General features: G+C 71.8%; 23 protein-coding genes. 13 read left to right on the plus strand and 10 right to left on the minus strand.

Features of this window, described 5'->3' with window-relative positions; genetic code table 11:
• Positions 1 to 131: 131 nt before the first annotated feature.
• The 5 genes from ABZX90_RS01610 to ABZX90_RS01630 all read right to left on the minus strand — a co-directional run bounded on the left by ABZX90_RS01610 (position 132) and on the right by ABZX90_RS01630 (position 5,771).
• Positions 132 to 215, minus strand: a complete 84-nt coding sequence (locus ABZX90_RS01610) for a putative leader peptide (protein WP_309486338.1) — start codon at positions 213 to 215, stop codon at positions 132 to 134.
• A gap of 164 nt (positions 216 to 379) precedes the next feature.
• Positions 380 to 952, minus strand: a complete 573-nt coding sequence (locus ABZX90_RS01615; RefSeq protein WP_351126682.1) for a GNAT family N-acetyltransferase — start codon at positions 950 to 952, stop codon at positions 380 to 382.
• A gap of 120 nt (positions 953 to 1,072) precedes the next feature.
• Positions 1,073 to 2,422 (minus strand): hypothetical protein, encoded by a 1,350-nt coding sequence (locus ABZX90_RS01620; protein WP_355200746.1) that lies wholly within the window; start codon positions 2,420 to 2,422, stop codon positions 1,073 to 1,075.
• Positions 2,423 to 2,581: 159 nt separating this feature from the next.
• Positions 2,582 to 3,877, minus strand: coding sequence for a GAF domain-containing protein (locus tag ABZX90_RS01625; RefSeq protein WP_355200748.1), 1,296 nt, complete (start codon positions 3,875 to 3,877; stop codon positions 2,582 to 2,584).
• 259 nt (positions 3,878 to 4,136) lie between these two features.
• Positions 4,137 to 5,771, minus strand: coding sequence for an acyl-CoA dehydrogenase family protein (locus ABZX90_RS01630; protein ID WP_355200750.1), 1,635 nt, complete (start codon positions 5,769 to 5,771; stop codon positions 4,137 to 4,139).
• 17 nt (positions 5,772 to 5,788) lie between these two features.
• On the opposite strand from ABZX90_RS01630, the gene ABZX90_RS01635 reads away from it, so the two are divergent.
• Entirely contained in the window at positions 5,789 to 6,958 is a 1,170-nt protein-coding gene (locus ABZX90_RS01635; RefSeq protein ID WP_351126689.1) for a YihY/virulence factor BrkB family protein, read from the plus strand.
• Positions 6,959 to 7,052: 94 nt separating this feature from the next.
• On the opposite strand, the gene ABZX90_RS01640 is transcribed toward ABZX90_RS01635, so the two are convergent.
• Complete coding sequence (locus ABZX90_RS01640; RefSeq protein WP_355200752.1) at positions 7,053 to 7,889, minus strand: NAD(P)H-binding protein; 837 nt, start codon at positions 7,887 to 7,889, stop codon at positions 7,053 to 7,055.
• Between the two features lie 103 nt (positions 7,890 to 7,992).
• Here ABZX90_RS01640 and ABZX90_RS01645 point away from each other — a divergent pair, with 103 nt between their 5' ends.
• Together ABZX90_RS01645 and ABZX90_RS01650 are read left to right on the plus strand one after the other, a co-directional pair.
• Positions 7,993 to 8,964, plus strand: coding sequence for an AraC family transcriptional regulator (locus tag ABZX90_RS01645; RefSeq protein ID WP_351126693.1), 972 nt, complete (start codon positions 7,993 to 7,995; stop codon positions 8,962 to 8,964).
• Between the two features lie 10 nt (positions 8,965 to 8,974).
• Complete coding sequence (locus ABZX90_RS01650) at positions 8,975 to 9,742, plus strand: helix-turn-helix transcriptional regulator (RefSeq protein ID WP_351126695.1); 768 nt, start codon at positions 8,975 to 8,977, stop codon at positions 9,740 to 9,742.
• Between the two features lie 9 nt (positions 9,743 to 9,751).
• Here the strand turns inward: ABZX90_RS01650 and ABZX90_RS01655 are convergent, their stop codons facing one another.
• The gene (locus ABZX90_RS01655) at positions 9,752 to 10,165 is read right to left on the minus strand and encodes a VOC family protein (RefSeq protein WP_351126696.1); all 414 of its coding nucleotides are present in this window, start codon (positions 10,163 to 10,165) and stop codon (positions 9,752 to 9,754) included.
• A gap of 80 nt (positions 10,166 to 10,245) precedes the next feature.
• Here ABZX90_RS01655 and ABZX90_RS01660 point away from each other — a divergent pair, with 80 nt between their 5' ends.
• Entirely contained in the window at positions 10,246 to 10,926 is a 681-nt protein-coding gene (locus tag ABZX90_RS01660) for a ThuA domain-containing protein (protein WP_351126698.1), read from the plus strand.
• A gap of 108 nt (positions 10,927 to 11,034) precedes the next feature.
• Complete coding sequence (locus tag ABZX90_RS01665; protein ID WP_351126700.1) at positions 11,035 to 12,768, plus strand: carboxylesterase family protein; 1,734 nt, start codon at positions 11,035 to 11,037, stop codon at positions 12,766 to 12,768.
• A 214-nt stretch (positions 12,769 to 12,982) separates the two neighbouring features.
• Here the strand turns inward: ABZX90_RS01665 and mmuM are convergent, their stop codons facing one another.
• The gene (gene mmuM, locus ABZX90_RS01670; protein ID WP_351126702.1) at positions 12,983 to 13,909 is read right to left on the minus strand and encodes a homocysteine S-methyltransferase; all 927 of its coding nucleotides are present in this window, start codon (positions 13,907 to 13,909) and stop codon (positions 12,983 to 12,985) included.
• Positions 13,910 to 14,222: 313 nt separating this feature from the next.
• On the opposite strand from mmuM, the gene ABZX90_RS01675 reads away from it, so the two are divergent.
• Both ABZX90_RS01675 and ABZX90_RS01680 read left to right on the plus strand, forming a co-directional pair.
• Positions 14,223 to 14,681: a nitroreductase family protein gene (locus ABZX90_RS01675; RefSeq protein WP_355200877.1), complete on the plus strand. Its 459-nt coding sequence runs from the start codon at positions 14,223 to 14,225 to the stop codon at positions 14,679 to 14,681.
• 31 nt (positions 14,682 to 14,712) lie between these two features.
• A complete protein-coding gene (locus ABZX90_RS01680; protein WP_355200756.1) occupies positions 14,713 to 15,501 on the plus strand; it encodes a class I SAM-dependent methyltransferase in 789 nt (262 codons plus the stop codon).
• Between the two features lie 181 nt (positions 15,502 to 15,682).
• Here the strand turns inward: ABZX90_RS01680 and ABZX90_RS01685 are convergent, their stop codons facing one another.
• Complete coding sequence (locus ABZX90_RS01685; RefSeq protein WP_355200758.1) at positions 15,683 to 16,510, minus strand: oxidoreductase; 828 nt, start codon at positions 16,508 to 16,510, stop codon at positions 15,683 to 15,685.
• A 119-nt stretch (positions 16,511 to 16,629) separates the two neighbouring features.
• Here ABZX90_RS01685 and ABZX90_RS01690 point away from each other — a divergent pair, with 119 nt between their 5' ends.
• Together ABZX90_RS01690 and ABZX90_RS01695 are read left to right on the plus strand one after the other, a co-directional pair.
• Positions 16,630 to 17,583: a LysR family transcriptional regulator gene (locus tag ABZX90_RS01690; RefSeq protein ID WP_355200760.1), complete on the plus strand. Its 954-nt coding sequence runs from the start codon at positions 16,630 to 16,632 to the stop codon at positions 17,581 to 17,583.
• An 85-nt stretch (positions 17,584 to 17,668) separates the two neighbouring features.
• Positions 17,669 to 19,189 carry an RICIN domain-containing protein gene (locus tag ABZX90_RS01695; protein ID WP_355200762.1) on the plus strand — a complete coding sequence of 507 codons (1,521 nt, stop codon included), beginning with the start codon at positions 17,669 to 17,671 and terminating at the stop codon, positions 19,187 to 19,189.
• Positions 19,190 to 19,213: 24 nt separating this feature from the next.
• On the opposite strand, the gene ABZX90_RS01700 is transcribed toward ABZX90_RS01695, so the two are convergent.
• A complete protein-coding gene (locus ABZX90_RS01700) occupies positions 19,214 to 20,890 on the minus strand; it encodes a rhamnogalacturonan lyase B N-terminal domain-containing protein (RefSeq protein ID WP_355200764.1) in 1,677 nt (558 codons plus the stop codon).
• Positions 20,891 to 21,216: 326 nt separating this feature from the next.
• Between ABZX90_RS01700 and ABZX90_RS01705 the strand changes: the two genes are divergently transcribed.
• From ABZX90_RS01705 to ABZX90_RS01720, 4 genes are all read left to right on the plus strand, one after another.
• A complete protein-coding gene (locus ABZX90_RS01705) occupies positions 21,217 to 22,305 on the plus strand; it encodes a GDSL-type esterase/lipase family protein (RefSeq protein WP_355200766.1) in 1,089 nt (362 codons plus the stop codon).
• 77 nt (positions 22,306 to 22,382) lie between these two features.
• On the plus strand, positions 22,383 to 24,119 hold the full coding sequence (locus ABZX90_RS01710; protein WP_355200768.1) for a DUF2264 domain-containing protein: 1,737 nt from the start codon (positions 22,383 to 22,385) through the stop codon (positions 24,117 to 24,119).
• A 102-nt stretch (positions 24,120 to 24,221) separates the two neighbouring features.
• The gene (locus ABZX90_RS01715; RefSeq protein WP_355200770.1) at positions 24,222 to 24,956 is read left to right on the plus strand and encodes a rhomboid family intramembrane serine protease; all 735 of its coding nucleotides are present in this window, start codon (positions 24,222 to 24,224) and stop codon (positions 24,954 to 24,956) included.
• A gap of 393 nt (positions 24,957 to 25,349) precedes the next feature.
• Complete coding sequence (locus ABZX90_RS01720) at positions 25,350 to 26,549, plus strand: glycosyltransferase family 2 protein (RefSeq protein WP_355200772.1); 1,200 nt, start codon at positions 25,350 to 25,352, stop codon at positions 26,547 to 26,549.
• Positions 26,550 to 26,609: the final 60 nt, after the last annotated feature.

The following is a 26,609-nucleotide window of genomic DNA, read 5'->3' on the forward strand; positions in this document are numbered from 1 at the left end:
GATACGTCCTTCGAGACTGCGGGACAGGTCTGACTGCGGCTCTGACCTGCGCAAACGGGTGCATACGGAAGAATGGGCGCAGCACTGCGCAAGGTTCTTGCAAAGGGAGAGACTCGGCGCTGCTGGGCTGGTCAGCTCGCCGGACAGATGGCGCTGGACATGCGGCCGAGGTCGACGTGCCGCCGACTCACCAAGGCAATTCCAGTTCCAGACATGACGGAAGCGTGTCACGGGGATCTCCGGGCAGTCCACCGTCATCCACCATGTGGACACCCTTGTCCCGAATCGCGAGACAAGGGTGTTGTCGATCACATGACCGGACCTCCCGCGGTGCCGCGGGGAGGGCCGGGCTGCCGCGGTCGCCGCGGCTCGGAGCTGGTCAGACGGTGCCGGCCCCCGGCCACGGACCCGGGGTGGCGACGTCCGCCTCCTCCTCGACCTTGGTGTCGAAGAGCTTGAAGCCGCGGCGCAGATAGTTGTCCATCGCGTGCTCCCCGTCCTTGCTGCACGTATGCAGCCAGACGCGCTTCGTCTCGGCCCGTCCCGGCCAGCGCCCGGCCAGGTCCCAGGCGCGCGCGACACCGTACGAGAGGAGGTGTCCCCCGATCCGGCGTCCGCGGAACGCGGGGATGAGTCCGAAGTAGACGACCTCCACGACCCCGTCGTCCTGCGCACCGAGTTCGACATAGCCCGCGGGCGTGCCCCGCTCGTAGGCGACCCAGGTCTCCACGCCCGGCTCGGCGAGGGCTTCCTGCCACTGCGCGTACGTCCACGCGAGCCGGTCCGTCCAGCGGATGTCCCCGCCGACCGAGGCGTAGAGGAAGCGGCTGAACTCGGGCGAGGGGACCTCGGCGCGGACGATCCGCAGGTCCCCGTCGGGCGCGCTCGCGGGGAGCAGGTCGGTCGGGGCCGTCTGCTCCAGGGACCAGGTGGTCACAGTGACGTTGCTCATGACCGCCAGGGAACCACGACGCCAGGCGGCCCTCCAAAAGCGCCCCCGAAGGCCCTGCCGACCACTCCGGCGACGAAGACCGCGCCGCTGTCCGAGCGACCGGTGCCGGAGACCGTTCCGCTATCCCAGCGAGCCGTCGACGGATGACAGCGGTACCGCGTAGAGCGCTCGCTGGGCCGGTGTGTCGGTGAGGGTCCACAGTTCGCCGGTCTGCTGCCAGTAGGAGAACGACCCGGAGCCGAGGCTCCAGCAGGCGTGCGACTGGTCCGCCGTGCACGTGGCCGCCTCGGCCCCGTCTCCGGTCTGCCGCCACAGGGAGCCGTGCTGGGTACGGCTGTCGGACGGCCGCCCGACGTACCACCGCGCCTCGCGCGCGTCGGCGGACCGGTGGGAGAGGACACCGGACACCCCGGCGGCCTTGGTCGTGTAGGCCTCGGCCGCGTCCACGTGACCCTGGGCGTCGGCGAGCAGTCCCGTGCGGTACGCGGCGGTGCTGTACGCGTACCGCCAGATACGGGTCCGCTCCGTGCGGTCGCCCGCGGCCTCCGCCGCGACCAGGCTGTCCGGGGAGGTCGAACGGTCCAGGGAGAGCGAGCCGAAGCAGGGGACCGCGCGGTCGCGGCCGCGCGTACACGCGCCGCCCTCCGGGTCGTACGAGCCGATGGCGGGGAGCACGTACCGGTAACCGGCGGCGGAATAGCCGTCGCCCACCCGGCCCACGGCACCGCTGTCGACATCGGCTCGCAGCAGCCGGTGCAGGTCGAAGACGAGGAGGCCTTCTCCGTGCGCCGCGGTGACGATCAGCTTGTCCTGGTACCAGACCATGCCGCCGAGGCCCGAGTGGACCGCCGAGAAGTCCTTGCCGCCGGCGCGCGGGGCGACCAGCAGGACCCAGCGGTAGCGGAGGGCGTCCGGATCGGTCGCGTCGACGAAGGCGATCTTGGCCAGGCCCTCCTCCCGGGTCGGCGCGGCCGCCTGCCCGTCGCGGTGCGTCCAGCCGGCCAGGATCACCTGGTGCGTGTCCCAGCGTCCGTCGTCGTAGGCGTCACCGGACGTGGTCACGGAACGCGGTTTCCACTGCCCGGTGCGCGCGTCGGCGTCGTCCCAGCAGTACGCGCGCGTGGCCGTCGGCTCGACCGGCAGCGCGGCCCGCTCGTCCGTCGTGCAGTCGGCGGTGTTCCGCATCGCGTGGTCGGTGTCGCCCAGGACTCCGTCGACACCGACGTTGCCGCCCATGTTCCCGCTGAGTGTGTCCAGCGCGTCCCGGGAGGTGAGGTTCTCGTGGAGGCGCAGCTGCTGCGCCGCGGAGGTGGAGCGGAGCGCGGTGAGTCCGCCCGGGTTGTTGCTGCCGGTGGCCTGCGAGGTGCTGATCAGGGTGGCGGCCGCCGTGAGCGCGAGCGCGGTTCCGGCGAGGGTGGCGCGCAGCGCCTGTCCTCTTCTTCGACGACGGTGCCTGCCGCGCTGCTTCATGCGTCCTCCCGAGTAGGCCAACTGCCTCCCCCGCCGAGGGCGTTGACGGAGAGACGGGTGGGGTGGCCTGTGAGGGGATGCTACGGCAGAGACCCCCCGGCCAGGACAAAGACGGCCGAAGACGCTCACGAAATACGCCTGCTTCGCCCCTTCCCGTGCTCAGGACGGTGCCGGCTCACCCGACGCGCGTGCTCCGAGGACCGTCGGCGCCGTCGAGTGCGGCAGCAGGTCCCGGGGGTCGTCCGGCAGCAGCACCTGGACCTCCACCTCCTCGCGGAAGCGGTACGGCCGGTGGTCGAGGAGCCCGATCAGCCGGCGGCGTACGCGGGAGAGTTCGGCGCGGACCGTGACCGTGCGGGTCGGATCGCCGAAGAGGTCGACGGCGAGCTGGGCCGCGCTGCGTCCCTGCCGGTGCACGGCGAGGACGTAGAGCAGCTCCGCGTGGCGCGGGCTCAGATCCTGGGCCCAACTGCCCGCCGTGCCCGAGACGGTGACATGGGCCCGCCGGGGATCGCCGAGGTCGAGGACCACCCGGCCGGCGCTCCCCGTGTCGTCGGTGGCGGTGACGCGCAGCAGCCAGCCGCCGGGCATCGGTTCGGCGACGCACATCCCGAGGGAGGGCAGCCAGGCCGGGCCCGCGCCGAAGGGGTCGGGCAGCGGGACCCGGTCGACGGGCGGCATCCCGGTGACGGCGGCCAGCCAGCCATGGGTGTCCACCACGAGCGCGGGACCGCCCAGCCGGCACAGCAGGGGAGCGGCCACCGCGCGCAGCCGTTCGATGGCCGTCAGATGTCTGCTCCGCAGTTCGTTTTCGGCCAGTCTGGACACCGCGTCGACCAGGGCGAGCGTGGCCGGATGGAAGGTGCTGTCCGGGCCGCTCACGTCGATGATCCCGAGCAGCCGCCCGTCACGCGGGTCGTGGACGGGCGCGGCGGCGCACGTCCAGTCGTGCAGGGTGCGCACGAAGTGCTCGGCGGAGTGCACCTGGACGGGGGTGCCGGCGGAGAGAGCCGTTCCGATGGCGTTGGTGCCGGTGGTGTCCTCGCTCCAGGCGGCGCCTTCCTCCAGGCAGATGGCGTCGGCCCGGCGCAGCACGCCCGGGTTGCCCTCGCGCCACAGCACCCGGCCCTCGGGGTCGGTGACCACCATGATCTGGAGGGAGGCGTCGGCGACCGCCCCGAGTCCGCCGTGCAGGGTCGGCATCACGTCGGCGAGCGCGCTCGCTGTCCGCCGGTGTTCGAGTTCGTCCGTCTGTAACAGGATGCTGTCCGTTCCCTGTTCGGGATCGACGCCGAAACGTTTCGCTCGCTGCCAGGACTGGCCGATCACCGGACGCGGGGCGATCGGGCCACGTTCGCCCTTGACCGACGCGGCCCAGGTCTCCTTGAGGTGCCCGGCCGTTTCGGACGCGTCCGACGGTGCGAAACGGGCGAGGTTGAACGATGTGATCTTCACAGGGCACTCCCGAAACCAGGACCTCGTACGGGCCGCGACACCGCCGTCATCCCACATCGTGCCTGCTCTCGGCCGGGTCCGCCCGGCCTTCGCGCAAGGTGCACCAAGGAATGCAACGGTCTGCAACTCTCGCCAACGGTCGCAAGGTTCCTTGAAACTGACAACGACGCCGCCCGTGCGGCGTCCGAGCTCCTGAACGGGGCCAGAGGCGGGGGTGGTGCCGTGTCGGCGCAGCACCACCCCCGCGTCAGCGCCTCCGTCAGGACACCGGCCGGGCGCGCTCCACCACCGTGGCCAGATCCAGACTGTGCGGCAGAGTGCCGAACGCCGTACCCCAGTCACCGCCCAGGCGCGAGGCGCAGAACGCGTCGGCGACCTCCGGGGGCGCGTACCGGACGAGCAGCGATCCCTGGAGCACCAGCGCGATCCGCTCGACCAGACGGCGGGCACGGGCCTCGATGCCGTCCAGGTCGGCGAGTTCGGCCAGCAGGTTCTTGATGGCCCCGTCCAGCCGGTGGTCGGCGCCGCGGGCCTGGCCCACCTCCCGCAGATACGCGTCCAGAGCCCCCGGCTCCCGCTGCAGCGCGCGCAGGACGTCCAGCGCCTGCACATTGCCGGCGCCCTCCCAGATGGAGTTGAGCGGCGACTCCCGCAACAGCCGCGGCATGCCCGACTCCTCGACGTAGCCGTTGCCGCCCAGACACTCCAGCGCCTCCACCGCGACCGGCGTACACCGCTTGGTCACCCAGTACTTGGCGGCCGGCACCGCGAGCCGCAGGAAAGCCCGCTCCTGCTCGCTCCCGTCGTCGTACGCCGCGGCCAGCCGCATCGCCAGCGTGGTCGCCGCCTCCGACTCCAGCGCCAGATCGGCCAGGACGTTGCGCATCAGCGGCTTGTCGAGGAGCCGGCCGCCGAACGCCTCGCGGTAGGTGGAGTGGTGGATCGCCTGCGCGACGGCCTGCCGCATCAGCGAGGCCGAGCCGAGCACACAGTCCAGCCGGGTCGCCGCGACCATCTCGATGATGGTCCGCACCCCGCGCCCCTCGTCGCCCACCCGGCGCGCCCAGGTCCCGTCGAACTCGACCTCGCTCGACGCGTTGGACCGGTTGCCGAGCTTGTCCTTGAGCCGCTGGATACGGAAGACGTTGCGGGTGCCGTCCGCCAGGACGCGCGGCACCAGGAAGCAGGTCAGTCCGCCCGGGGCCTGCGCCAGCACCAGGAAACCGTCCGACATCGGCGCCGAGCAGAACCACTTGTGCCCGGTGAGCTCGTACGTACCGTCCTCGGCGAGCGGCCGTGCCTCGGTCGTATTGGCGCGTACGTCGCTGCCGCCCTGCTTCTCCGTCATGCCCATACCGAAGAGCACGCCGGCTTTCCGATCGGCGGGCCGCAGTTCCTGGTCGTAGATCGTGGACGTCAGCCGCGGCTCCCACTCGGCGGCGAGCGCCGGGTCGGTGCGCAGCGCGGGCACCGCCGCGTGGGTCATCGACAGCGGGCAGCCGTTGCCCGCCTCGGCCTGCGTCCAGATCACGAAGCCCGCGGCGCGCCGGAGGTGTCCGCCGGGGCGGCTCCAGGCCGCGGTCAGTCCCGCCGACACGCCCTTGCCGAGGAGTCGGTGCCAGGACGGGTGGAAGTCGACCTCGTCGATCCGGTTGCCGTAGCGGTCGTGGGTGCGCAGCTTCGGCGGGTTCTCGTTGGCCAGCGCACCCCACTCCTGTACCTGGGCGGAACCGGAAGTCCGGCCGAGCGCCGAAAGCTCCTCGCGCGCCTCGTCGAGTAGCTGAGGATCGAGATGCCGGTCGACCGCCTCGACGAGGGCCCGGTCGGCGGCGAATACGTCATATCCGACCAGGGGCGGGGCCTGGTTGGTCACGGTGTGGGTGCTGGCTGCCATACCGCTACCGTAAGGACGTGCACCAGGCAAAAGAAACACCTGAACGGCCTCGCTCGGGCCGCTTCCACCGCGCTCGCGCGCTCTACCGGAACGTTTCCAAGCGCAGGACCGCCTGGCTGCTGCTCAAGGACACCGTCAACTCGTGCATGGAGTACCGGATCCTGGGACTGGCGGCCGAGGCCGCCTTCTTCACACTGCTGTCCGTGCCGCCGCTGCTGCTGAGCATGATCGGACTGCTCGGGTACGTGGACGACTGGACCGGCGCCGCCACCATCGCCAGCCTGGAGTCCAACATCCTGGAGGCGTCCCGCACGGTGCTGACCGAGAAGGGCGTGCACCAGATCGCCGAGCCGATCCTGCACGACGTGATGAAGGGCGGCCGGCCCGACATCATCTCCCTCGGCTTCCTGTTCGCCCTGTGGTCTGGTTCGCGGGCGGTGAACGTCTTCGTCGACACCATCACCGTGATGTACGGCCTCGACGGCACCCGGGGCATCGTGAAGACCCGGGTCATGTCGTTCCTGCTGTTCATCGTGGCCCTGCTGATCGGCTCCGTCGCGCTCCCGCTGATGGTGGCGGGCCCGGACGCGGTGGTGAACGTCGTGCCGTGGTCGACGACCGTCGTCCAGGTCCTGTACTGGCCGGTCGTCATCGTCCTGTCGGTCGTCTTCCTCACGACCCTCTACCACGTGTCCGTCCCCGTACGTTCCCCCTGGGTGGAGGACGTGCCGGGCGCTCTGGTCGCCCTCGCCATGTGGGTGCTCGGCAGCTTCCTGCTCCGCATCTATCTGACCAACACCGTCGAGGGCCCCACCATCTACGGCTCGCTCGCCGCCCCCGTCGCCGTCCTGCTGTGGATCGGTGTGTCCGCCTTCGCCGTCCTGGTCGGCGCGGCCGTCAACGCCGCCATCGACCGGGTCTGGCCGGCCGCCGCCACCTCCGCGGCCCGTGCCGCCAACGAGCGGCTGCGCGAGGTCCAGGCCGCGGAGTTCGTGGCCCGCGCCGCCGCCCACCGTTCCTACGACGCCGATCCCGACGACCCCGACATGCCGTCCGAGTTCCCGGAACGCTGGTCGCGCTTCCTGCCCCCGGAGGACGTGACGTCCCGGCTGCGCACGCACGCCAGGAACACCCACCACACCCCCCGGGCGGAGAAGAACGGCGAGGAGCACCCTCCACGGGAGTGAACTCCAGAGGCGGGAGCTCCACCGTGTGAGCCCCACCGAAGTGAACCCGGGCCCGGCCGTCCCTCCCCGCGCCCGTCCTTCACCCGCCCGTCCCTCACTCGGCCTTCCACACCCCGGCCGCCGCGGCCTCCCGCGCGAAGTCCGTGAAATCCCGCGGCGCACGGCCGAGGATCTCCTGGACGCCGTCCGAGAGGTGGGCGTTACGGCCGTCGAGGAGGCTCTCGAAGAGCTCGACGAGGAACTCGACCTCCTCGGCCGGCACCCCGAACCCGGCCAGGGTGTCGCCGTACTGCCGCGCCGTCACCGGGGTGTACGCCAGCTCCTCGCCCGTGGCCCGCGAGATCTCCGCGACCGCCTCCCGGAAGGTCAGCAGCCGGGGCCCCGTGATCGCCAGCTCCTGGCCGGTGTACCGGTCGCGCCCGGTCAGCGCGGCCACCACGACGTCCGCGATGTCCCGTACGTCGATGAACGGCTCCCGCACCTCACCGGCCGGGAAGACCAGCTCACCGTGGCGCAGCCCCTCGACCAGCGGGCCCTCGCTGAAGTTCTGCGTGAACCACGAGGCTCGTACGATCGTCCAGTCCGCGCCGGACGTCCTGAGCGCCTCCTCGGTCGGCCGTGCCCGGTCCTCGCCCCGCGACGACAGCAGCACCAGCCGCCGTACGCCGAGCCCCACCGCCTCCCGGGCCAGGGCCCCGACCGCCTCCGTGGCGGCCGGGGAGCCGACGTCCGTCGGATACACCAGGTACGCCGCGTCGGCGCCCCGCAGCACCCCGGCCCACGTCGAGGCGTCCTCCCAGTCGAAGCCCTCGCCGCGCGATCCGGCCCGGACCGTCAGTCCCGCCGCCCGCGCGGCCTGCGCGACCCGGCTCCCGGTCCGCCCCGTGGCCCCTGTCACCAGCACCGTCATGTTCCGCTCGTTGTCTGCCATGCGTCCCAGTCAACTGCCGTCCCCGGCAAGGAACCATCGCCGAACGGCTCATTCCCATAAGCGGACGTCCACGGCCTTCCGGACCGCCGTCTACGCTGGCGGCATGGACGCTCCTCCACGCTCGAACACGCTCACGCGGGGGGACCCTCTCGCAGGCCTGCTGGAGGGTCCACGCGCGCGTGGCGCCTTCATGATCCGTGCGTCTTTCGACCCGCCGTGGTGCGTACGTATCGAGGACCGCGCCCCCCTGACGATCATGCTGGTGGTTCGCGGCGACGCCTGGGTCGTACCGGACCGGGGCGAGCGGCTGCGGCTGCGGGCCGGTGACGTCGCCATCGCGCGCGGCCCCGACCCCTACCTCTGCGCCGACGACCCCGGCACCCCGCCACAGGCCGTGATCCTGCCGGGCGGCGAGTGCACCTACCCGGACGGGCGCTCGCTCAAGGGCCACTGGGACCTCGGGGTGCGCAGCTGGGGCGACCGGCTCGACGGCTCCACGGTGCTGCTGATCGGGACGTACATGATGCGGGGCGAGGTCAACGGCAGACTGCTCGACGCGCTGCCGCCGCTGCTCTCGCTCCCCTCCGACGTGTGGGAGTGCCCGCTGACACCGATCCTCGCCGAGGAGATGGTGCGCGACGAGCCCGGCCAGGAGGTCGTCCTGGACCGCCTCCTCGACCTCCTGATGATCACCGCCCTGCGCGCCTGGTTCTCCCGCCCCGAGGCCGCGGCGCCCGCCTGGTACCAGGCCCTCGCGGACCCGGTCGTGGGCGGCGTGCTCCGACTCCTCCAGGACGACCCGGCCCACCCCTGGACGGTCGCCGCGCTCGCCGCCAAGGCCGGTGTCTCGCGCGCCGCCCTGGCCAGGCGCTTCGGCGAACTCGTCGGGGAGCCTCCGATGACGTATCTGACCGGCTGGCGCCTCGCCCTGGCCGCCGACCGGCTCCGCGAGGGCGGCGACACCCTGGAGACGATCGCCCGCCACGTCGGCTACGGCAGCGCCTTCGCCCTGTCCAGCGCCTTCAAACGGCTGTACGGCGTCAGCCCGCAGGAGTACCGGGCACGCGCGGCGTAGCCTGGCGTGCATGTACGCGGAACGGGCGTCCCGGCTGCCGGGCGCGGTCGTGTGGAGCCGCGTCCTGGCCGGTCCGGCGCCAGGTCCCGTGCCCGTGCCCGGTGACGAGCACGGCCGGGGCGGGGCAGGAGAAGACGCCGGGGCCGAGTCCGGGAGCGTCCGGAGCGCCGTGCTTCCCGACGGCTGCATGGATCTGCTCTGGACCGAGGGGCGGTTGCTCGTCGCCGGTCCTGACACGCGGCCCTACGTTCCGGACGGGGTACCCGGCGGCTGGGTGGGCGTTCGCTTCTTCCCCGGCACGGCGCCCGCCTACCTGGGCGTACCCGCGAACGAACTCCGGGACCAGCGCGTGGAGTTGACCGACCTGTGGCCCGCCTCCGAGGTGCGCCGCCTCGCCGCTCGGATCGACGCGGCCGCCGACCCCGTGGACGCGCTCGAAGAGGTCGCGCTGCTCCGGGCGGCCGACGCCGAGCCCCCCGATCCGCTGCTCCGGGAGGTGGTGGCCGCCCTGGACGCGGGCCGCCCGGTCGCCGAGACGGCCGACGAACTGGGCCTGGGCGCACGACAGTTGCACCGCCGCTCGCTCGTGGCGTTCGGCTACGGACCCAAGACCCTGGCCCGCGTGCTGCGCCTGCAACGGGCGCTCGCCCTCGCCCGCGACGGCGTGCCCTTCGCCGAGACCGCCCTCCGGGCCGGGTTCGCGGACCAGGCCCATCTCGCGCGGGACGTGCGGGAGTTGGCGGGAACGACGCTCGGCGAACTGGTCGGTCACCGGTAGGGAACCGGACTACTGTGCCGGGGCCGGATCCCCGGGCAGCCGGGCGAACAGGTCGACGCCGTTGCCGTCCGGGTCGTGCACGACGGCGTACCGCATGCCCCAGAAGGCGTCCCAGGGCTTGAGCTCGCCGTGATGGCCGGCTCCGACGAGCCCCTCGTACACGGAGTCGACCTCGGCGGGGCTGTCGCAGAGGAAGGCCAGCGACACCCTGCCGCCGCCGCTCGGGGGCCGCCACCCGGCGTGGAACGACCGGATGGTCGCCTCCGTGTCCAGCGCGAGGCGCAGCCCGCCGGGCAGCTCGGCCTCGACATGCGGCTCGTTCTCGGCACCCTCGGGGAAGTCGAGCCCGAGCCGGCGGTAGAAGGCGAGCGAGGCGGCCATGTCGGAGACCGCCAGGCCGATCACATCGAATCGTGGAGTCATACGGCCACCGTAGGCGGGCGCCGGCCGACCGGTCTTGAACGAAACGGACACCGCCGCGGCGATCGCCCTAGGCTCCGGTCATGGCCTTCCGTGTTCTTGTGTACACCCGTACCGCCGACTACCGGCACGACTCCATTCCGGCCGCCGTCGCCGCCGTACGCGCTCTGGGTGACGCGCACGGGTTCGCCGTCGACGCCACCGAGGACCCCGCCGTCTTCGAGGCGCCCCTCTCCCCGTACGCGGCGATCGTCTTTCTGTCGACGAGCGGCGAGGTGCTGACGCCGGCGGGCCGCGACCGGCTCACGGCGTACGTCGAGGGCGGCGGCGGGTTCGTCGGGGTGCACGCCGCCGCCTGCACCGAGTACGAGTGGCCCCACTACGGCGAGCTCCTCGGCGCCCGCTTCGACCGGCACCCGGACCTCCAGCCGGGCAGGGCCGTCGTCGAGGACCACGGACATCCGGCCACTCGACACCTGCCGCCCGTCTGGGAGTTCACGGACGAGTGGTACGACTTCCGCTCCAGCCCGCGCGGTTCGGTACGCGTGCTCGCCTCCGCCGACGAATCCTCCTACGAGGGCGGGGGAATGGGCGACGACCACCCTCTCGTGTGGTGCCGGGAACAGGGCGCGGGCCGGGTCTTCTACACCGCCCTCGGACACGCCGCTCGGGCCTACGAGGACCTGGACTTCCGAGGGCATCTGCTCGGCGGCATCGTCTGGGCGGCGCGGGAGCCCTCGGCCGACGCCGCCCCGGCGGGCTGACCCGCGCCGCGCGGCGCCATCGGCCGAACGGGGACGTCCGCAGGAATACCGGGAAGTGATGTGGTGCTCTGATCCTTACTACTCGCGACGGTGAGGAGCTGGTCCCGGATGGCGGTGGACGCGGTGGATCCCGTGGCGGAGACGAAGGACCCGGTGGTCGCCACTCCGTACGGAGCGGTGCGCGGCCGGTACGAGCACGGGATCGCGGTCTTCCGGGGCATCCCGTACGCCGCCCCGCCCTTCGGCGCCCATCGCTTCCGCCCGCCCGTGCCGCCCGAGCCCTGGGACGGAGTACGGGACGCCGGCGCCTTCGGACCGACGCCGCCGAAGCCGCCGTACTCCGAGGCCTTCGCCCGGCTCCTCGCCGACCCCGTCGTACCCGGCGACGACTGCCTCAACCTGAACGTGTGGACCCCGGAGCCCGACCCCGGGGCCCGGCTCCCCGTCATGGTGTGGATCCACGGTGGCGCCCTGACCCGCGGTTCCTCGGCCGTCCCGGTCTACGACGGGCGCGCCTTCGCACGCGACGGCGTGGTCTTCGTGTCCCTCAACTACCGCCTGGGTGTGGAGGGTTACGGTCTCTTCCCGGACGCCCCCGCCAACCCCGGACTGCGCGACCAGCTCGCCGCGCTGGAGTGGGTACGGGCGTCCGTCGGCCGGTTCGGCGGCGACCCCGACCGGGTGACCGTGTTCGGCGAGTCCGCCGGAGCCATCAGCATCGGCGCCCTGCTCGCGAGCCCGCGCGCCCAGGGCCTGTTCCACCGGGCGATCCTGCAGAGCGGGCCGCCCGAGGCGAGCGACCGCGACAAGGTGCGCCGGATGGTGCGCAGGATGGCCACCCGGCTGAAGATCCCCGCGACGGCGGAGGCGTTCGCCGCCGTCGACCGCGACCTGCTCCTGCGCACCCAGGCCGACGTGGGCAGACTCAGCAGCCCGGTGCTGGGCGGCCCCGCCTTCGGCATCGTCGTCGACGGCGACCTCGTGCCCCGCGACCCGCTGGAGGCCCTCGTCGAGGGCGCCGCGCCGGACGTCGGCCTCCTCCTCGGCTGGACCCGTGACGAGTACCTGCTGTGGCTCGTACCCGGCGGGCTCCTGGAACGCGTCGACCGGCTCGGCCCGGTCGCCCTGGCCGGTGCGATGGCCCGCTGCCACTGCGGCCACGAGGTCCCCCGCGGCTACCGTGCCATCCATCCGGAAGCGGGCACCGCCGATCTCGTCGGCCAGATGATCACCGACCATCTCCTGCGGGTCCCGCTGCACCGCCTCGCCGACGCGCGGAGCGGCCGGCCCACCGCGTCCCTCGACGCGGACGTCCCCGGCGAGGACCGCGCCTTTGCCCACGTCTACGAGTTCGCCTGGCCGTCCAACGTGCCCGACCTCGGTGCCTGCCACGCCCTGGAGCTGGGCTTCGTCTTCGACACCGCCGGGGTACCGGAGTCGGCGAAGCTCGCGGGCGAGGGCGCCCCGCAGGAGCTGGCGGACGCCATGCACGGTGCCTGGGTGCGGTTCGCGGTCGACGGCGACCCGGGGTGGGCCGCCTGGGACGCCTCGCACCCCGTCCGGATCTTCGGCGCCGGTGACCCGCACACCGTGCGCGGCCCGCGCGACCGCGAACTCGCCGTGTGGGACGCCGAATCGGCCAGGGCCGCGGCCGGACCCGCGGACGGAGCCGCGGGCAAGCCCGGCGATCAGTCCGGCGACAGGTCCGCGGTCCACCCGGCGGCCGACCCCGTGGACGGCACGCCCCCTTCGCGCCCTCCCGTCGACGCGTCCGCACGCATCGCGACTCCGCTGTCGCCCGTACGCCGCTTCCGCCGCTCAGGCGGCGCCGGCCGGACGTGAGGGGACGGCGGCGGGCGCCGACCTGGCTCGGCGGGGGCTGGTGCCGTACGGGATTCGCGGTCGGCGGCGGCGGGCAGTGACGGCGCGCGCCGCCCGGACTCGGGCGGGTCTTCCGGCCGGTTCCCGGGCCGGGAGCGGGGTGCCGCGGGATCGCCGCGCCGGCCGGACGTGATGGCCTCCTCCTCCCGGCGCGGCCCGGGACGGCGGACAGGAACTACACGGCCCGCAGCGCCGCCGTGATCCCCGCGATCGCCTCCGGGCCCACCCGGCAGCACCCGCCGATCAGCCGGGCCCCCGCCCGCTCCCACCCGCCGACCTGCGCGGCCGTGAACGTGGAGCTGCCGGTCCAGGCGCGGGCCCGGGCGTCCCAGGCCTCGCCGCTGTTCGGATAGACCACGACCGGCTTTCCGGTCACGCGCGCGGCCGTGGCGACCGCCGCGTCGACGTCCTCGGGGACGCAGCAGTTGACCCCGACCGCGATGACCTCGTCGGCCTCGGCGGCCAGGGCGAAGGCCTCCTCCAGCGGCTGCCCGGCCCGCGTACGGTCACCGGCGACGCTGTACGACAGCCACGCCGGCACGCCGAGCCCGCGCACCCCCCGCAGCAGCGCCCGCGCCTCGTCCGTGTCCGGGACCGTCTCCAGGGCCAGCACGTCGGGCGCGGCGGCGGCCAGGACCTCCAGGCGCGGCCGGTGGAACCGCTCCAGCTCCGCGACGCTCAGCCCGTACCGCCCCCGGTACTCCGAGCCGTCCGCGAGCATCGCCCCGTACGGGCCCACCGACGCGGCGACCCACAGTGGCCGCGCGACACCCTTCGTACACGCGCGCCGGGCGGCCTCGCGGGCCAGCCCGACGCTCAGGCCGAGCAGTTCGGCCGCCCGCTCGTGCGGGATGCCGCGCCGGGCGAAGCCCTCGAACGTCGCCTGGTAGCTGGAGGTGATCGCCACGTCCGCGCCGGCCTCGTAGTAGGCGAGATGCGCCTCGACGATCGCCTCGGGCCGCTCCGCGAGCAGCCGAGCCGACCACAGCGTGTCACTCAGGTCGTGTCCGGCCGATTCGAGCTGGTTGGACATGCCTCCGTCGAGCACGACCGTGCCCGAGGAGAGCGCGGCGGCGAGGGTGAGGGGGGTGTCGCTGGTCATGGCACGACGCTAGTCGATACGGGGTGCCGTGCCGGGACCGGTCCATCCACTGAGCTACCGTCCCGGTGGGTGAGACGGACGGTCCTGTCGGTGCGCGAGGCTCGATCCGAACGCTCCGGACCGCCGAACGCCCGGGCCCTGGCAGGATCCGTTGCCATGGAATTCTCCGAAGTGGTCCGTCGCCGTCGCATGATCCACCACTCCTCCGACAAGCCGCCGACAGGCCGCTGACCCCCGAGGCGGTGGAGAGAATCCTCGCCTCCGCGTTGCGGGCCCGTCGGCCGGCTTCTCCCAGGGCTGGGCGTTCCTGGCACTGACCGACGCCGCCGACCGCGCCCGGTTCTGGCCGTTCGTCCCCACCCGCAGCGAGCAGACGCCGACCATGCGGGACGCCCCGCTGGTCGTCGTGCCGCTGGCACACAAAGCGGCCTGTCTGGAGCGCTACGCCGAACCCGACAAGGGCTGGGAGGAGGACCGCGCCGAGGCCCGCTGGCCCGCCCAGTACTGGTACATCGACACGGGGATAGCCGCGCTCATGATGCTGCTCAGCGCGGTCGACGTAGGACTCGACGCCTGCTTCTTCGGGATCATGCCCGAGCATCTGGAGCCCTTCCGCACCGAGTTCGGGGTCCCCGAGGAGTACGCGCCGATCGGCGGCATCACGGTCGGCTACCGGGCGGACGACGTGCCCCCGCAGGGCTCCCGTATCGACGAACGCCGACGCGGAGTGGACGAGGTCGTCCACCGGGGCCACTGGGGCCTGCACAGCTGACGCGGCGACGGCGGGTCCCTAGCCTGGGGGCATGCTGCGTGACGTGTTCGACGAGGACGCCGAGCTCTACGACCGCGCCCGCCCCGGCTACCCGCCCGCCCTGGTCGAGGCCCTGATCACCTGCGCGGGGCGCTCCCCGGCCGGGCACGTCCTGGAGGTGGGCCCGGGAACGGGACAGCTGACCGTGCCGCTGGCCCGGGCCGGACTGCGGATCACCGCGGTCGAACTCGGTCCCTCGCTGGCGGCGGTGACCCGGCGCAATCTGCGGCCGTTCCCGGACGCCCGCGTCGAGGTCGCCGCGTTCGAGGAGTGGAGCCCCCCGCCCGGCCGGCGCTTCGAGCTGGCGGTCTGCGCCACCGCCTTCCACTGGATCGACCCCGCCGTACGCGTGCCCGCGATGACCGCCGCCCTCGCCCCGGGCGGTACTTTCGCCCTGGTCACCACCCACCACGTGGCGGGTGGTTCCGCGGCCTTCTTCGAACGGGCCCAGCGCTGCTACGAACGCTGGGACCCCGACACCCCGCCCGACCTGCGCCTGTCGGAGGAGACCACGGTGACCTCCGACATCACCGAACTCGCCGATTCCGAGCGGCTCGGGCCCGTCGAGATCCAGCGCTTCCCGCAGGAGATCACCTATACGACCGCGGCCTATCTGGACGTCCTGCGCACCTACTCCAACCACCGGGCCCTGCCCGCGCCCGCGCTCAGCGGCCTCCTCGACTGCATCACCGAGCTGATCGAGAACCGGCACGGCGGCACCATCACCAAGCGCTACCTGCACGAGCTGATCACGGCCCGACGCATGGCTCCCTCTCGGTAGCGCCGGCCCGCTAGGGCCCCTCCCTGGGCGCGTGGCTCCCGGCGCGTGACTCCCTCCCGGGAGGGCCCCTCCGATGAGGCCTTCTGCCTGGGCTCCCGTTCCTGCGGGGCCCGGCAACACGGGAGGGACCGGTCTGCCCGACCGTCACCGGCGTCTCGTACGGGGGTCTCGCCCCGGCGTCTCACGCCTCGAACGCCGTGTCCCGTGCCGTCTTCTCCCAGGTCGCGATCTCCGCGCGCTGCGCGTCCATGTGACCGAGGACGGCGTCCACCCCGTCGCTGCCGAGCGGCAGTCGCAGCGGAGTGCGGTCGTCCGCGAGGGCAGCCAGAACCGCGGCCACGCCCTTCGCGGGGTCGCCGGGCTGGCCGCCGTCACCGGCGGCCACCGCCTGCCGGGTAGGGCCGACCGTGTCCGCGTAGTCGGCGATCTCCTCGCTCGTGCCGGCCGCGCCCATCAGGTTCGTACGGAACGCGCCCGGCTCCACGATCAGCACCTTGATGCCGAGCGGTGCCACCTCGGCGGCCAGCGCGTCGGAGAAACCCTCCAGCGCGAATTTCGTGCCGCAGTACGCGGAGAAGCCCGGATACGTCATCTGCCCGCCCATGCTGCTCATCTGGACGATCGCCCCCGAGCGCCTCTCCCGCATGTGCGGCAGCACAGCCCGCACCAGCGCGGCGGGCCCGAAGAAGTGCAGATCGAAGAGGGACCGCAGTTCCGCGTCCGTGGTCTCCTCGGCGGCGCCGACATGGGTGCGGCCCGCGTTGTTGACCAGCACGTCGATCCGCCCGTGCCGCTCGACGACATCGGCCACGACGGAATCGATGCCCGCTGGGTCCGTCACGTCGAGGGCCAGCGCCTCCACCTGATCGGGGTGAGCCGCCACCAGATCGGCCAGCGCCTCGGGCCTGCGGGCCGTGGCCACCACGACGTCGCCCTGCCCGACGGCCGCCTCGGTGAACGCCCGGCCGAAACCACTGCCCGCACCCGTGACCAGCCACACCTTGCTCATGTCCGACTCCCTGGTCGTTCCTTCGTACGGTGTCTGCCGTACGGTGCCCGCTTCCGATGGGTCGAGCCTCGCCCCGTGCCCGCTCGCGCGTCCAAGACCCTTCGTGATAACCCATGGTTATGGGCATGGACGTTCACGGGCGGGACCTGCGCTACTTCGTCGCCGTCGCCGAGGACCTGCACTTCACACGCGCCGCCGAGCGCCTCTTCGTCTCCCAGCCCGCCCTCAGCAAACAGATCCGCATGCTGGAAAGGCAGTTGGGCGCGGAGTTGTTCGAACGGGACCACCAGGGCGTGCGGTTGACCGCCGTCGGCGCGGCCCTGCTGCCGCACGCGCGCCGGGTGCTCGCCGAGTGGGCCGCCGCATCCGAGGCCGTGGAGCACGCCAAGGCCGAACAACGGGCGACCCTGGTCGTCGGTATGAGCACCAGCCCGGGGCGCGGGGGCCTGCTGCCCGCCATCAGGTCCCGGTTCGGCGAAGCGTGCCCGGAGGCCAGGATCGAACTGCGGCAGGTGAGCTGGACCGACTCCAGCGCCGGACTCGCGGACGGTTCGGTGGACGTCGCGTTCGTGTGGCTGCCGATGCCGGACGAGGAGCGCTACGCGTGGGTGGTGGTCGCCGAGGAGCCGCGCCATGTCGCTTTGCCGGACACGCATCCCCTCGCGGACCGCGAGAAGATCGACTTCGCCGACCTCCTCGACGAACCGTTCATCGCCATCCCCGAGTCCGCCGGAGTGCTGCGCGCGTACTGGCTCGCCCTCGACGACCGTGCCGGGCGCCCGCCGCGGATCGGCGCCGAGGCCGCGAACGCCGACGAGACGTACGAGGCCCTGGTGGACGGCCGGGGCGTCTGCCTGCTCGCGGCGGGGAACGCGCCGCTGCTCACCCGGGGCGGTGTCGTGACCCGCCCGGTGCTGGGCATCGCACCGAGCAGACTCGCGCTCGCCTGGCGCGTGGACGACCGACGCCCACTGGTCCGTTCGTACGCCGAAGCGAGCCGTCTCGCATCGGGGCATCACCGCGGCCGCCCCACGAACCCCACCCCGAAGGACCGGTCCCGTCCACCCCGTTGACCTCGCCGTAGTACGCGCTTACTTTTTCGGCGGCAACGTTCGTAATCGCAGATAATGTTCGGCATACCGGACGGACGGTCACCGCATGAGCCGCATGAACCGCATGAGCCGCACGATCCGCACGAGCAGTCACCGCACGAGTCCCACCACCCGTTTCGCCCGCTCCGCCCGCACCACCGGGACAGAGCGCCACCCCCTCAGACGCGTGTACGCCCTTCTCGTCGCCCTCTGTCTCGCGGTCGCCGGGGGACTCCTCGCCGCCGGGCCCGCACAGGCGGCGGCCCAGACCATCACCAACGGCACCCAGTTCACGGACACTTCGGGCGCCGCGGTGCACGCGCACGGCGGCGGGGTCATCAAAGTGGGCAACTACTACTACTGGTTCGGCGAGGACCGCAACGCCGACAACACCTTCAAGTACGTCGACGCCTACCGCTCCACCGACCTGAAGAACTGGGAGTTCCGCAACCACGTCCTGACCCAGTCCAGCGCCGCCGAGCTGGGCACGGCCTACATCGAGCGGCCCAAGGTCATGTACAACGCGTCCACCGGGAAGTTCGTCATGTGGATGCACAAAGAGAACGGCGTCGACTACAGCGAGGCGCGCGCCGCCGTCGCCGTCTCGAACACCGTGGACGGCGCCTACACCTACCAGGGCAGCTTCCAGCCGCTCGGCCAGTACATGTCCCGTGACATCACGACCTTCGTCGACACCGACGGCACCGGCTACATGGTCTCCGCCGCCCGCGAGAACTACGACCTCCAGATCTACCGGCTCACCGCCGACTACACCGGCATCGCGGCCCTGGTCGCCGACCCGTGGCACGGAGGACACCGCGAGGCACCCGCGCTGTTCAAGCGCGGCGGCGTCTACTTCATGCTGACATCGGCCGCCACCGGCTGGAACGCCAACCAGCAGCAGTACGCCACCGCCACCTCGCTAGCCGGCCCCTGGACCGCGATGACCAACGTCGGCGACTCCACGGCGTACGGCTCGCAGACCGCGTACGTCCTTCCCGTACAAGGGACTTCGGGCACCTCCTACCTCTATATGGGTGACCGCTGGGGCAACTCCTTCGGCGGCACCGTCAACGACTCCCGGTACGTCTGGCTGCCGGTCGCCTTCCCGACGACGACCACGATGTCCCTGTCCTGGTCCCCGGAGATCACCGTCGACACGGCCACCGGGTCCATCGGCGGAACGACCGCCGCCTACGAGACCCTGACGGCCCGTCACTCCGCCAAATGCGCGGACGTGCCCAACCAGTCACTGTGGCAAGGAGTCGCGCTCGCCCAGTACGCCTGCAACGGCGGGGCGAACCAGAAGTTCTGGTTCAAGTCCCTCGGCAGCGGCTACTACGAGCTGATGGGCCGGGGCAGTTCCCTGTGCCTGACCGAGAACGCCACCGGCGTCACCCAGGAGAACTGCTCCGGCGCCACCACCCAGCAGTGGTCGGTGACAGCTTCCGGCAGCTACGTGCTCCTGAAGGCCAGGGCGTCCGGCGAGTGCCTGGACGTATCCGGCGCGTCCACCGCCAACTCCGCGGCCCTCATCACGTACACCTGCAACGCGGGCACCAACCAGCAGTGGACACGCGGAACATGAGCCGCTGAATCACCGACACCGGCTTCAGGCCAACAGGTCCAGCGCGTCGATCGATGTGCCGGCGCTGAGATACGACGTCGTTCCCGAACCGCTCACCACGTCGATCTTCAGCACGTTGTACTGGCTGGTGTCGGTGAGCCAGGCACTGGCCGGGACGCTGTATGTGAACGTGTTGTTGTTGCCGCGGTACGAACCGACCGTCAGGGAACGGGTGCTCGGCTGGGTGGGTGGTGAAGGGATCGACGACACCCAGCTGTTGACCGTGACCCGCGGCCGGCCGTTCGCGTACGCGGTGGTCACCCCGATCCGCAGGGTGTGCGCGGCGGCGGCCTGTGCGGCCGTCAGCTTGAAGTGGACGAGCAGTCCGCTGTTGACGTCCTTCCAGATGTACGCCGGGAAGGACGCGGTCTCGCTGCCGCTGCCGATGACCACGTTGCCGGTCCACGCGGCCGCCCGGACGTCGGACGGATGCGCGTACGTCATCAGGTCCGCGTTCTTGAACCCGGCGGGCGTGCCGTCCCAGGCGCCGATCCGCCAGATCGCGGTCGCGTTGGCTGGGTCGTTCGAGGAGGCGATGGCGATGGTGTTCAGCGTGGTCGTGACACCGGTCGTGACCGTCACCGAGGTGGTGTGGACGGCGAGTTCGCCCTTGAAGACCGTGAGCGTGTACGTCCCCGGCAGGACGCCCCCGATCGAGAACCAGCCGTCCGAGGACCGCGCCGAACCCCAGTACTGGGCGGCCGAGTCGGCGAGCCCGACGGTGTACGCGTACGCGGTGTCGCGTCCCGAGATTCCGACGCCCGCCACCCGGCCCCGCCCGCTCGCCGCGACGTACCCGGAGATGCCGAGCGAGTCCGCCCACGCGGTCGTCAGGGTGCCCGGATACAGCGACGAGGACGGTGTGCCGCCGTCCGTGAAGGCGATGACGTACGGACCCTGGAGGCCGAAGCGTTCGGCCTCGGTCTGGTTCTCGCCGTAGTACAGGATCTCGTACAGGCCGCCGCCGTCCGTGCTCTGGTGGCGCAGCAGGGATCGGTAGAACGGGCCGCCGGACGCCCTCTCGTGGTTGGAGCGCACGATGTACAGGCCGACACTTCCGGTGGTCCAGCCGATCGCGGAGTAGTCGATGACGGGGCGCTTCGCGTAGTGCTTCGAGCGGGTCTGGCCGTCCGACTTCGCGAACACGTCCGCGGACTCGATGACGGTGGGCGCGTAAGCGTAGGAATCGGGCTCGTCGTTGAGGAACAGGCCCGCTTTGACGCGCACGATGTAGCGGGTGGCGCTGACGGAGGTGTCGGCCTTGTTGGTCCACAGGTAGATGTTGTTCTCGCCGCTGCGGGCCGCGTAGTAGTGCTTGAGCGTGCCGTGGGCGACGGAGACCAGGATCGTCGTACCAAACTGCGCGATCGTCACAGTGGAGGCGCCGAGGCCTGACTCGACGTGCGAGTTCTTGCCGCCGTAGCCCTGGTACTCGGTGCCCCGGTAGACCAGCGAGGTCAGGTCACCGTTGGTCTTGCTCACCTTGAGGACGAGGTTCGCGCCGGTGTCGACGACGTAGTTCGAGCCGTCGTCGCTCCAGCCGAAGGCCGCGGCGGACGCGGCGGTGGCCAGCGGCCCGGCGAGGGCCGCGGTGCCGACGGCGGCCGCGCCGCCGAGCACGAAGGCGCGGCGTCGGACCGGTCGTTGCAGGGGTCCGGACATGGGGGTGCCTCCTTCGGGAGGTGGGGGGTGGGTGCTGTGGGAGAGAGGTGGGGGCTGGCGGTGGGGGTTGGGGGGGATGTGGGGGAGCGGGGTGAGGGTGTTTCGCAGAGTGGCAGTCGAACCGCCTTCGCGAAAGGGCTTTCGCTCGGCGGAAGTTGGCAGTCGTGTGAAATTCGGCCGCAGACTAGAAAGCGCTTGCAGGGAGAGGTAACGTCCTGCCGCCAGATCCTGTCGCTCTGCTGTCCCGTCGTTCCGTCGTCCTGTCGCTCTGCCGTCCCGTCGTTCCGTCGTCCTGCCGTCCTGCCGTCCTGTTGGAGGAGCCGCACATGAGACGTCTCACCATCGCCGTGCCGCTGCTGGCGGTGGCCGCCGTCGGTGCGCTGTCGGCCGGTCCGGCCCAGGCCCGCGCGGGGCGGCCAGGCCTCGGCGCGGAGAACTGCACCGCGACCGCCTGCCACTTCGACGTGCCGCCGGGCACGTACGACGTCACGGTGCTGCTCGGCGGCGACACCGCGGCCAGTACGTCCATCAGCGGCGAGACCCGACGCTCCCTGCTCCCCGAGACCGCCACCGAGGCGGGCCGGCCCGTGGCGCGCGGCTTCACCGTGAACGTGCGTACCCCCGAGGGCGAGCCGACCGGCCCCGTGGGGACTCCGGGGCTTGACCTCGTCATCGGCGGTTCGGCGCCCGCGCCGGCCGGCATCCGGGTGACCCCGGCCGTGCCCCGCGCGCTCCGCTCCGCTCGGCCGGGGGACCGCCGCACGCACACCCGGCAGATCTTCCTGGTCGGCGACTCGACCGTCTGCGACCAGCCCGGCGAGCCGTACTCGGGCTGGGGCCAGCAACTGCCGCAGTACCTCCGCAAGGGCCTCTCCGTCGCCAACTACGCGGATTCCGGGGAGAGTACGGTCACCTACCTCGCCACTCCGGAGCTCTTCCCGACCGTCCAGCCGCTGATCCGCGAGCGCGACCTGGTGCTCATCCAGCTCGCCCACAACGACAAGACGACCGACGAGACGACGTACCGTACGAACCTCGAGACACTGGTCGCGGGCGTGCGCGCCCGTGGTGGCGAGCCCGTCCTCGTCACGCCGATCGTCCGCCGCTGGTTCAACGCGGACGGCACCCTGAACAACGGCACGGCGCTGCTCGTGAACGGGCTGGGCGTGGACCATCCGGCCGTCATCCGCTCGGTCGCCGCCGCCGAGGACGTGCCGCTCATCGACCTCACGGCCAGGACCAAGGCGCTCGTCGAATCCCTCGGCGTCGAGGGCTCCAAGGCGATTTATCTCTACAACGAGAAACGGGACAACACCCATACCTCCGTGCACGGTGCCACGGTGTACGCGGCCCTGGTCCGCGACGAACTCCTCGCCCTGCGTCTGGTGCCGAAGGCTCTGGTGCGGGTGGGATGAGCCCTGGGGCGTCCCGTCCGGAACCGGGGCGCCCCAGGTACTACCCGACCCAGCCGCCGAACCAGGAAGCGCCATCGATGCCTCCCGAGGACCGCACCCTCAGCCCGTACACCGGCTACACCCGCGCCCATTGGGAAGCGGCCGCCGATGCCCTGCTCGCGGCGGCCGCGCCGTACGCCACCGACGACGGAGCCCTCTACCACTTCCCCGGAGAGCACACGAGCTCGTCCGGCAGGCTCTCCGACGGCCTGGAGGGCTACGCCCGTACGCTGTTGCTGGCCGGCTTCCGCCGTGACGAGAAGGTCCTCGAGCGCTACGCGGAAGGGCTCGCGGCCGGAACGGCGGGCGTCTGGCCCCGCGTCGAGGACCGCAGCCAGCCCCTCGTCGAGGCCGCGTCGATCGCGCTCGCGCTGCGGCTGACCCGGCCGCTGCTGTGGGACCGCCTGGACGACCGGGTGCGGCAGCGGGCCGCCGAGTGGCTCGGGGACGCGTTGACGGCCGAACCCTGGGCCTGCAACTGGGAGTTGTTCCCGGTGACGGTCGGCGGCCTCCTCCAGGAGGTCGGATACGAGCCCGAGGCGTCACGCGCCGCGATCGACCGCGGCCTGGAGCGCATCGAGCAGTGGTACCTCGGCGACGGCTGGTACACCGACGGCCACGGGCGCAAGTTCGACTACTACAACGGCTGGGCGATGCACCTCTATCCGGTGCTGCACGCGTGGCTGGCGGACGACACCCGGCTGCTCGACCTGTACGCAGGCCGCCTGGAGGCCCATCTCGCCGACTACGCGCGCCTGTTCGGCGGCGACGGCGCGCCGATGCTCCAAGGACGGTCGCTCACCTACCGGTTCGCGACAACCGCACCCCTGTGGCTCGGCGCGCTCACCGGCCGTACGCCCCTGTCCCCGGGCGGGACCCGCCGCCTCGCCTCCGGCGCGCTGCGCTACTTCCTCGACCGGGGCGCGGTGGACGACAACGGCCTGCTCACCCTCGGCTGGCGCGGTCCCGACGAGGCGTTCCTGCAGCACTACTCCGGCCCCGCCTCGCCGTACTGGGCAAGCAAGGCCTTCGTCGGACTGCTGCTGCCCCCCGACCACGAGGTCTGGACGGCCGGGGAGGAACCGGGTCCGGCGGAGAGCGCCGACGCCGTCACTCCGGTTGGACCGCCCAACTGGCTTCTCCAGTCGACGAGTTCGGACGGTCTGGTCCGCCTCCACAACCACGGGAGCGAGGACGTCCGCTACGACCCCTACTACACGCGGCTCGCCTACTCGACGGTGACGGCGCCTTCGCCGTCGTACGACAACAGCGTGATCGTCGGTGCCGACGCGAGCCGTACGGAGATCGAGCCGCTGGGCGTCGGGGCAGGCTGGGCCGCGTCCCGGCACACCGTGTCGGACGGCGTCGGGGTCGCCTGCCTCGTGGTCGCGCGGGGTGCCGTGGAGGTGCGGGCCCATCTGGTGGCGGGCGCGGCTCCCGGGACGCAGGTACGGGTCACGGGCTGGGCCGTGCGGGACGGCGCGCGCTCCGAAGTCCTGCCCGTGCACGGCCTGTCGGGAGCGGGGGACGGCGTCACCGGAGACCACGCCTCCCTCTTCGTCGCCCTGGTCCGCCTCACCGCCGAGCCGGAACCCCTCCCGCTCGCGGAGCTGGTGTCCGTACGAGTGGCGGCGGCCGAGGACGGCGCCCGGGGAGCTTACGACGTGACGGTGAGCTGGTCCGAGGGGGACAAGGCGAGCTTCCGGTTCGACGGTTCCGCCGGCTCGGCCGACCGGGAAGGTACGTCTTCGGGGCCGTCGGTGGTGGCCCGGTAGCCGCTCGTGGGAGAGGGGCCCTGAGCGCCGCCGACGCCACCGGCATTCCCTAGAGTTCGAGGTGAGGCGGAAACGGATCCGCCGGGGGAGGGGGAGCGTGTCATGGGTGGGGCGGAACAGGACCGGGCCGGCAGGGGCCCGGTCGATGCGGAGCGGATGATCGCGGAGGCGCGGAAGGCGTTCTTCGTGATGTTCGGATTCCTCGTGATGGTCTGGCTGGTGCAACTGGCCAACTACGCCGACCACTACGCCCTCTCGCGGGACTACGGGGTGGTGTCCGGCGACTTCGGCACATTGCCCGACATCCTCAGCGCGCCCTTCCTGCACTGGAGTTGGGCACACATCGAGAGCAACTCGGGACCGCTGTTCGTCTTCGGATTCCTTGCCGCCTACCGAGGCGTGGTCCGCTTCCTCGGGCTGAGTCTCCTCGTGGCGGTGACCAGCGGACTCATGGTGTGGTTCTTCGAACGAGGCAGCGTGGAGACGGTCGGCGCCAGTGGTCTGATCTTCGGGTACTTCGGCTATGTCGTCGTCCGCGGGATCTTCGACCGCCACCTGATCGACACGCTGATCGGTGTCGTCATGGCGGCCTCCTTCGCCTATCTGCTCACCGTCGCCGTGCCCGGGACGCCGGGGGTGAGCTGGCTCGGACACCTCGGAGGGCTGATCGGCGGCCTGATCGGCGCCTGGCTCTTCCGGGACCGCCGCTCACGGACCCTCCCGGCGGCTCGCTCCGACGCCGGCACGGGGGTCACCCCTCCCCGCGCCCCGGGAGCGGCCGCCGACAACCCGCGCGCGGACCTGCACAAGGAACTGGGCGATCTGGGGCTCCTCTAGCCCTCCGCGGTTCGAACCGCCTGCCGATGCGTGTCCTCGGGATGCCAGGGCCAAGGACGTGCGCGGGGGCGTGTGCCGGGGCGTGCGAAATAGCTCCGCTCCTCACCTTCACCCCCCGATCTCCCGTGCGCCATCTGGCTCCCCACCAGGCTTCTTCACGCCCTTCTGTCACTCTTCCGAACCCGTGACCGGCCCCGCGACAATGGCTGTTCATGCCGTCGCTGCACGCAGCGGTGGCTGCGTTCGCTCCGCGCCGGGGGAAGGCGGCGGGCAGGCGCACGGCAAGAGGGCGGCCCGACGGCCGTCGAGGCAAGAAGCGGCAGTGAGCCGCCGGGGGGCAACAAGACCATGTCCGATCACGGGAGTGCCGCCACCGATTTTCCGATCTCAGGGGTGAGGGCCTCGACAGGCTCCGCCCGCAGCGACGGAAGCCGCCGCCGGGGCAGACCCGACAACGCTGGGCGACGTGCGCGCGGCGTCCACCGACGACGCCTGGTCTCGCAGGGAGCGGCCCCGCTTCTGGAGACAGCCGTCATTCTGCCCGCTCGCAACGAGGAGGCCGGCGTACTGCCGGCACTGGAATCACTGGCCGCGCAAAGCACACCACCGGACCTGATCATCGTCGTGGTCAACAACTCGTCCGACCGGACCGAGGAAATCGCCCGCGAGTTCGCCGAGCGCCCCGGAGTGCCGCGCACCGTCGTCTTCGATCTGCCGGACAACCCGCACAAGAAGGCGGGCGCCCTCAACCACGGCATCAGCTGGCTGCACCGTGCGTCGGGCGGACTCGCCGCGGCGGCGAAGTACCTGATGGTCATGGACGCGGACACCAGCCTGCACCCGAAGTTCCTGGAGCGGGCACGCAACGTCATGAATTCCGACCGGCGCGTGGGCGGACTCAGCGCCACCTGCCTGGGCCGCACCGGGCTGTGGAAGAACCTCTGGCAGCGCTACCTGCTGGGAATGCAGATCATGGAGTACGGCCGCTACGCACGAGGCCGCTACCGCTTCGGGATCCACAGCATGTCGGGCGCCGGCTCCTTCTACCGCACCGAAGCGCTGTTGAGCATTCTGCGCTGGCGCGGCGAGGTGTTCTGGGAGGACCACGCCAACCTCGTGGAGGACTACGAGACGACGCTCGCGCTGAAGGAGGCGGGCTGGAAGGTGACAGCCAACCAGCACTGCATCGCCTACACCGACCTCATGCCCACCCTGCGCGAGTTGATCGGCCAGCGGGAGCGCTGGGGGCGTGGCACGGTCGACACCCTGCGCCGCCGCGGCTGGACCAAGTACACATGGTTCTCCATCACCAACATGGTGCTCGGTTTCGCCGGATTCCTTTACACACTGTGTTGGCTGGCCACTTGGACCGGCGTGGTCGCGAGCACGGGCTTCGCCCTGGATCCGGTCTGGCTGTGCCTGGTCGCCTTCTGGATCGTCTACGCCGCCTTCCGCACCCGGCACCTCGGCTGGAAGGGAGTCCTGGTCGACGTACTGATGCTGCCGGGCCTCGTGTTCTCCATCGTGCGCGCCTACTGGTTCCTCTCCTCGGTCGTGAAGTCGTACGCAACGCGCGTCTCCGCCTGGAAGTGACCTCGGTCGTCACTCAGCACGAACTCAACAATCCACCCGACCCACTTGACCCATCCGAAC

It is taken from the genome of Streptomyces sp. NPDC002935 (genome assembly GCF_040611295.1).
In the GTDB taxonomy this organism is placed as follows: Bacteria; Actinomycetota; Actinomycetes; order Streptomycetales; family Streptomycetaceae; genus Streptomyces.

What these genes read in the sequence shown, in the direction of transcription:
- ABZX90_RS01610 (WP_309486338.1), bottom strand. Translation starts at nt 215, where the DNA reads ATGTCTGGAACTGGAATTGCCTTGGTGAGTCGGCGGCACGTCGACCTC.
- ABZX90_RS01615 (WP_351126682.1), bottom strand. Translation starts at nt 952, where the DNA reads ATGAGCAACGTCACTGTGACCACCTGGTCCCTGGAGCAGACGGCCCCG.
- ABZX90_RS01620 (WP_355200746.1), bottom strand. Translation starts at nt 2,422, where the DNA reads ATGAAGCAGCGCGGCAGGCACCGTCGTCGAAGAAGAGGACAGGCGCTG.
- ABZX90_RS01630 (WP_355200750.1), bottom strand. Translation starts at nt 5,771, where the DNA reads ATGGCAGCCAGCACCCACACCGTGACCAACCAGGCCCCGCCCCTGGTC.
- ABZX90_RS01640 (WP_355200752.1), bottom strand. Translation starts at nt 7,889, where the DNA reads ATGGCAGACAACGAGCGGAACATGACGGTGCTGGTGACAGGGGCCACG.
- ABZX90_RS01645 (WP_351126693.1), top strand. Translation starts at nt 7,993, where the DNA reads ATGGACGCTCCTCCACGCTCGAACACGCTCACGCGGGGGGACCCTCTC.
- ABZX90_RS01650 (WP_351126695.1), top strand. Translation starts at nt 8,975, where the DNA reads ATGTACGCGGAACGGGCGTCCCGGCTGCCGGGCGCGGTCGTGTGGAGC.
- ABZX90_RS01655 (WP_351126696.1), bottom strand. Translation starts at nt 10,165, where the DNA reads ATGACTCCACGATTCGATGTGATCGGCCTGGCGGTCTCCGACATGGCC.
- ABZX90_RS01660 (WP_351126698.1), top strand. Translation starts at nt 10,246, where the DNA reads ATGGCCTTCCGTGTTCTTGTGTACACCCGTACCGCCGACTACCGGCAC.
- ABZX90_RS01665 (WP_351126700.1), top strand. Translation starts at nt 11,035, where the DNA reads ATGGCGGTGGACGCGGTGGATCCCGTGGCGGAGACGAAGGACCCGGTG.
- mmuM (WP_351126702.1), bottom strand. Translation starts at nt 13,909, where the DNA reads ATGACCAGCGACACCCCCCTCACCCTCGCCGCCGCGCTCTCCTCGGGC.
- ABZX90_RS01680 (WP_355200756.1), top strand. Translation starts at nt 14,713, where the DNA reads ATGCTGCGTGACGTGTTCGACGAGGACGCCGAGCTCTACGACCGCGCC.
- ABZX90_RS01685 (WP_355200758.1), bottom strand. Translation starts at nt 16,510, where the DNA reads ATGAGCAAGGTGTGGCTGGTCACGGGTGCGGGCAGTGGTTTCGGCCGG.
- ABZX90_RS01690 (WP_355200760.1), top strand. Translation starts at nt 16,630, where the DNA reads ATGGGCATGGACGTTCACGGGCGGGACCTGCGCTACTTCGTCGCCGTC.
- ABZX90_RS01695 (WP_355200762.1), top strand. Translation starts at nt 17,669, where the DNA reads ATGAGCCGCATGAACCGCATGAGCCGCACGATCCGCACGAGCAGTCAC.
- ABZX90_RS01700 (WP_355200764.1), bottom strand. Translation starts at nt 20,890, where the DNA reads ATGTCCGGACCCCTGCAACGACCGGTCCGACGCCGCGCCTTCGTGCTC.
- ABZX90_RS01705 (WP_355200766.1), top strand. Translation starts at nt 21,217, where the DNA reads ATGAGACGTCTCACCATCGCCGTGCCGCTGCTGGCGGTGGCCGCCGTC.
- ABZX90_RS01710 (WP_355200768.1), top strand. Translation starts at nt 22,383, where the DNA reads ATGCCTCCCGAGGACCGCACCCTCAGCCCGTACACCGGCTACACCCGC.
- ABZX90_RS01715 (WP_355200770.1), top strand. Translation starts at nt 24,222, where the DNA reads ATGGGTGGGGCGGAACAGGACCGGGCCGGCAGGGGCCCGGTCGATGCG.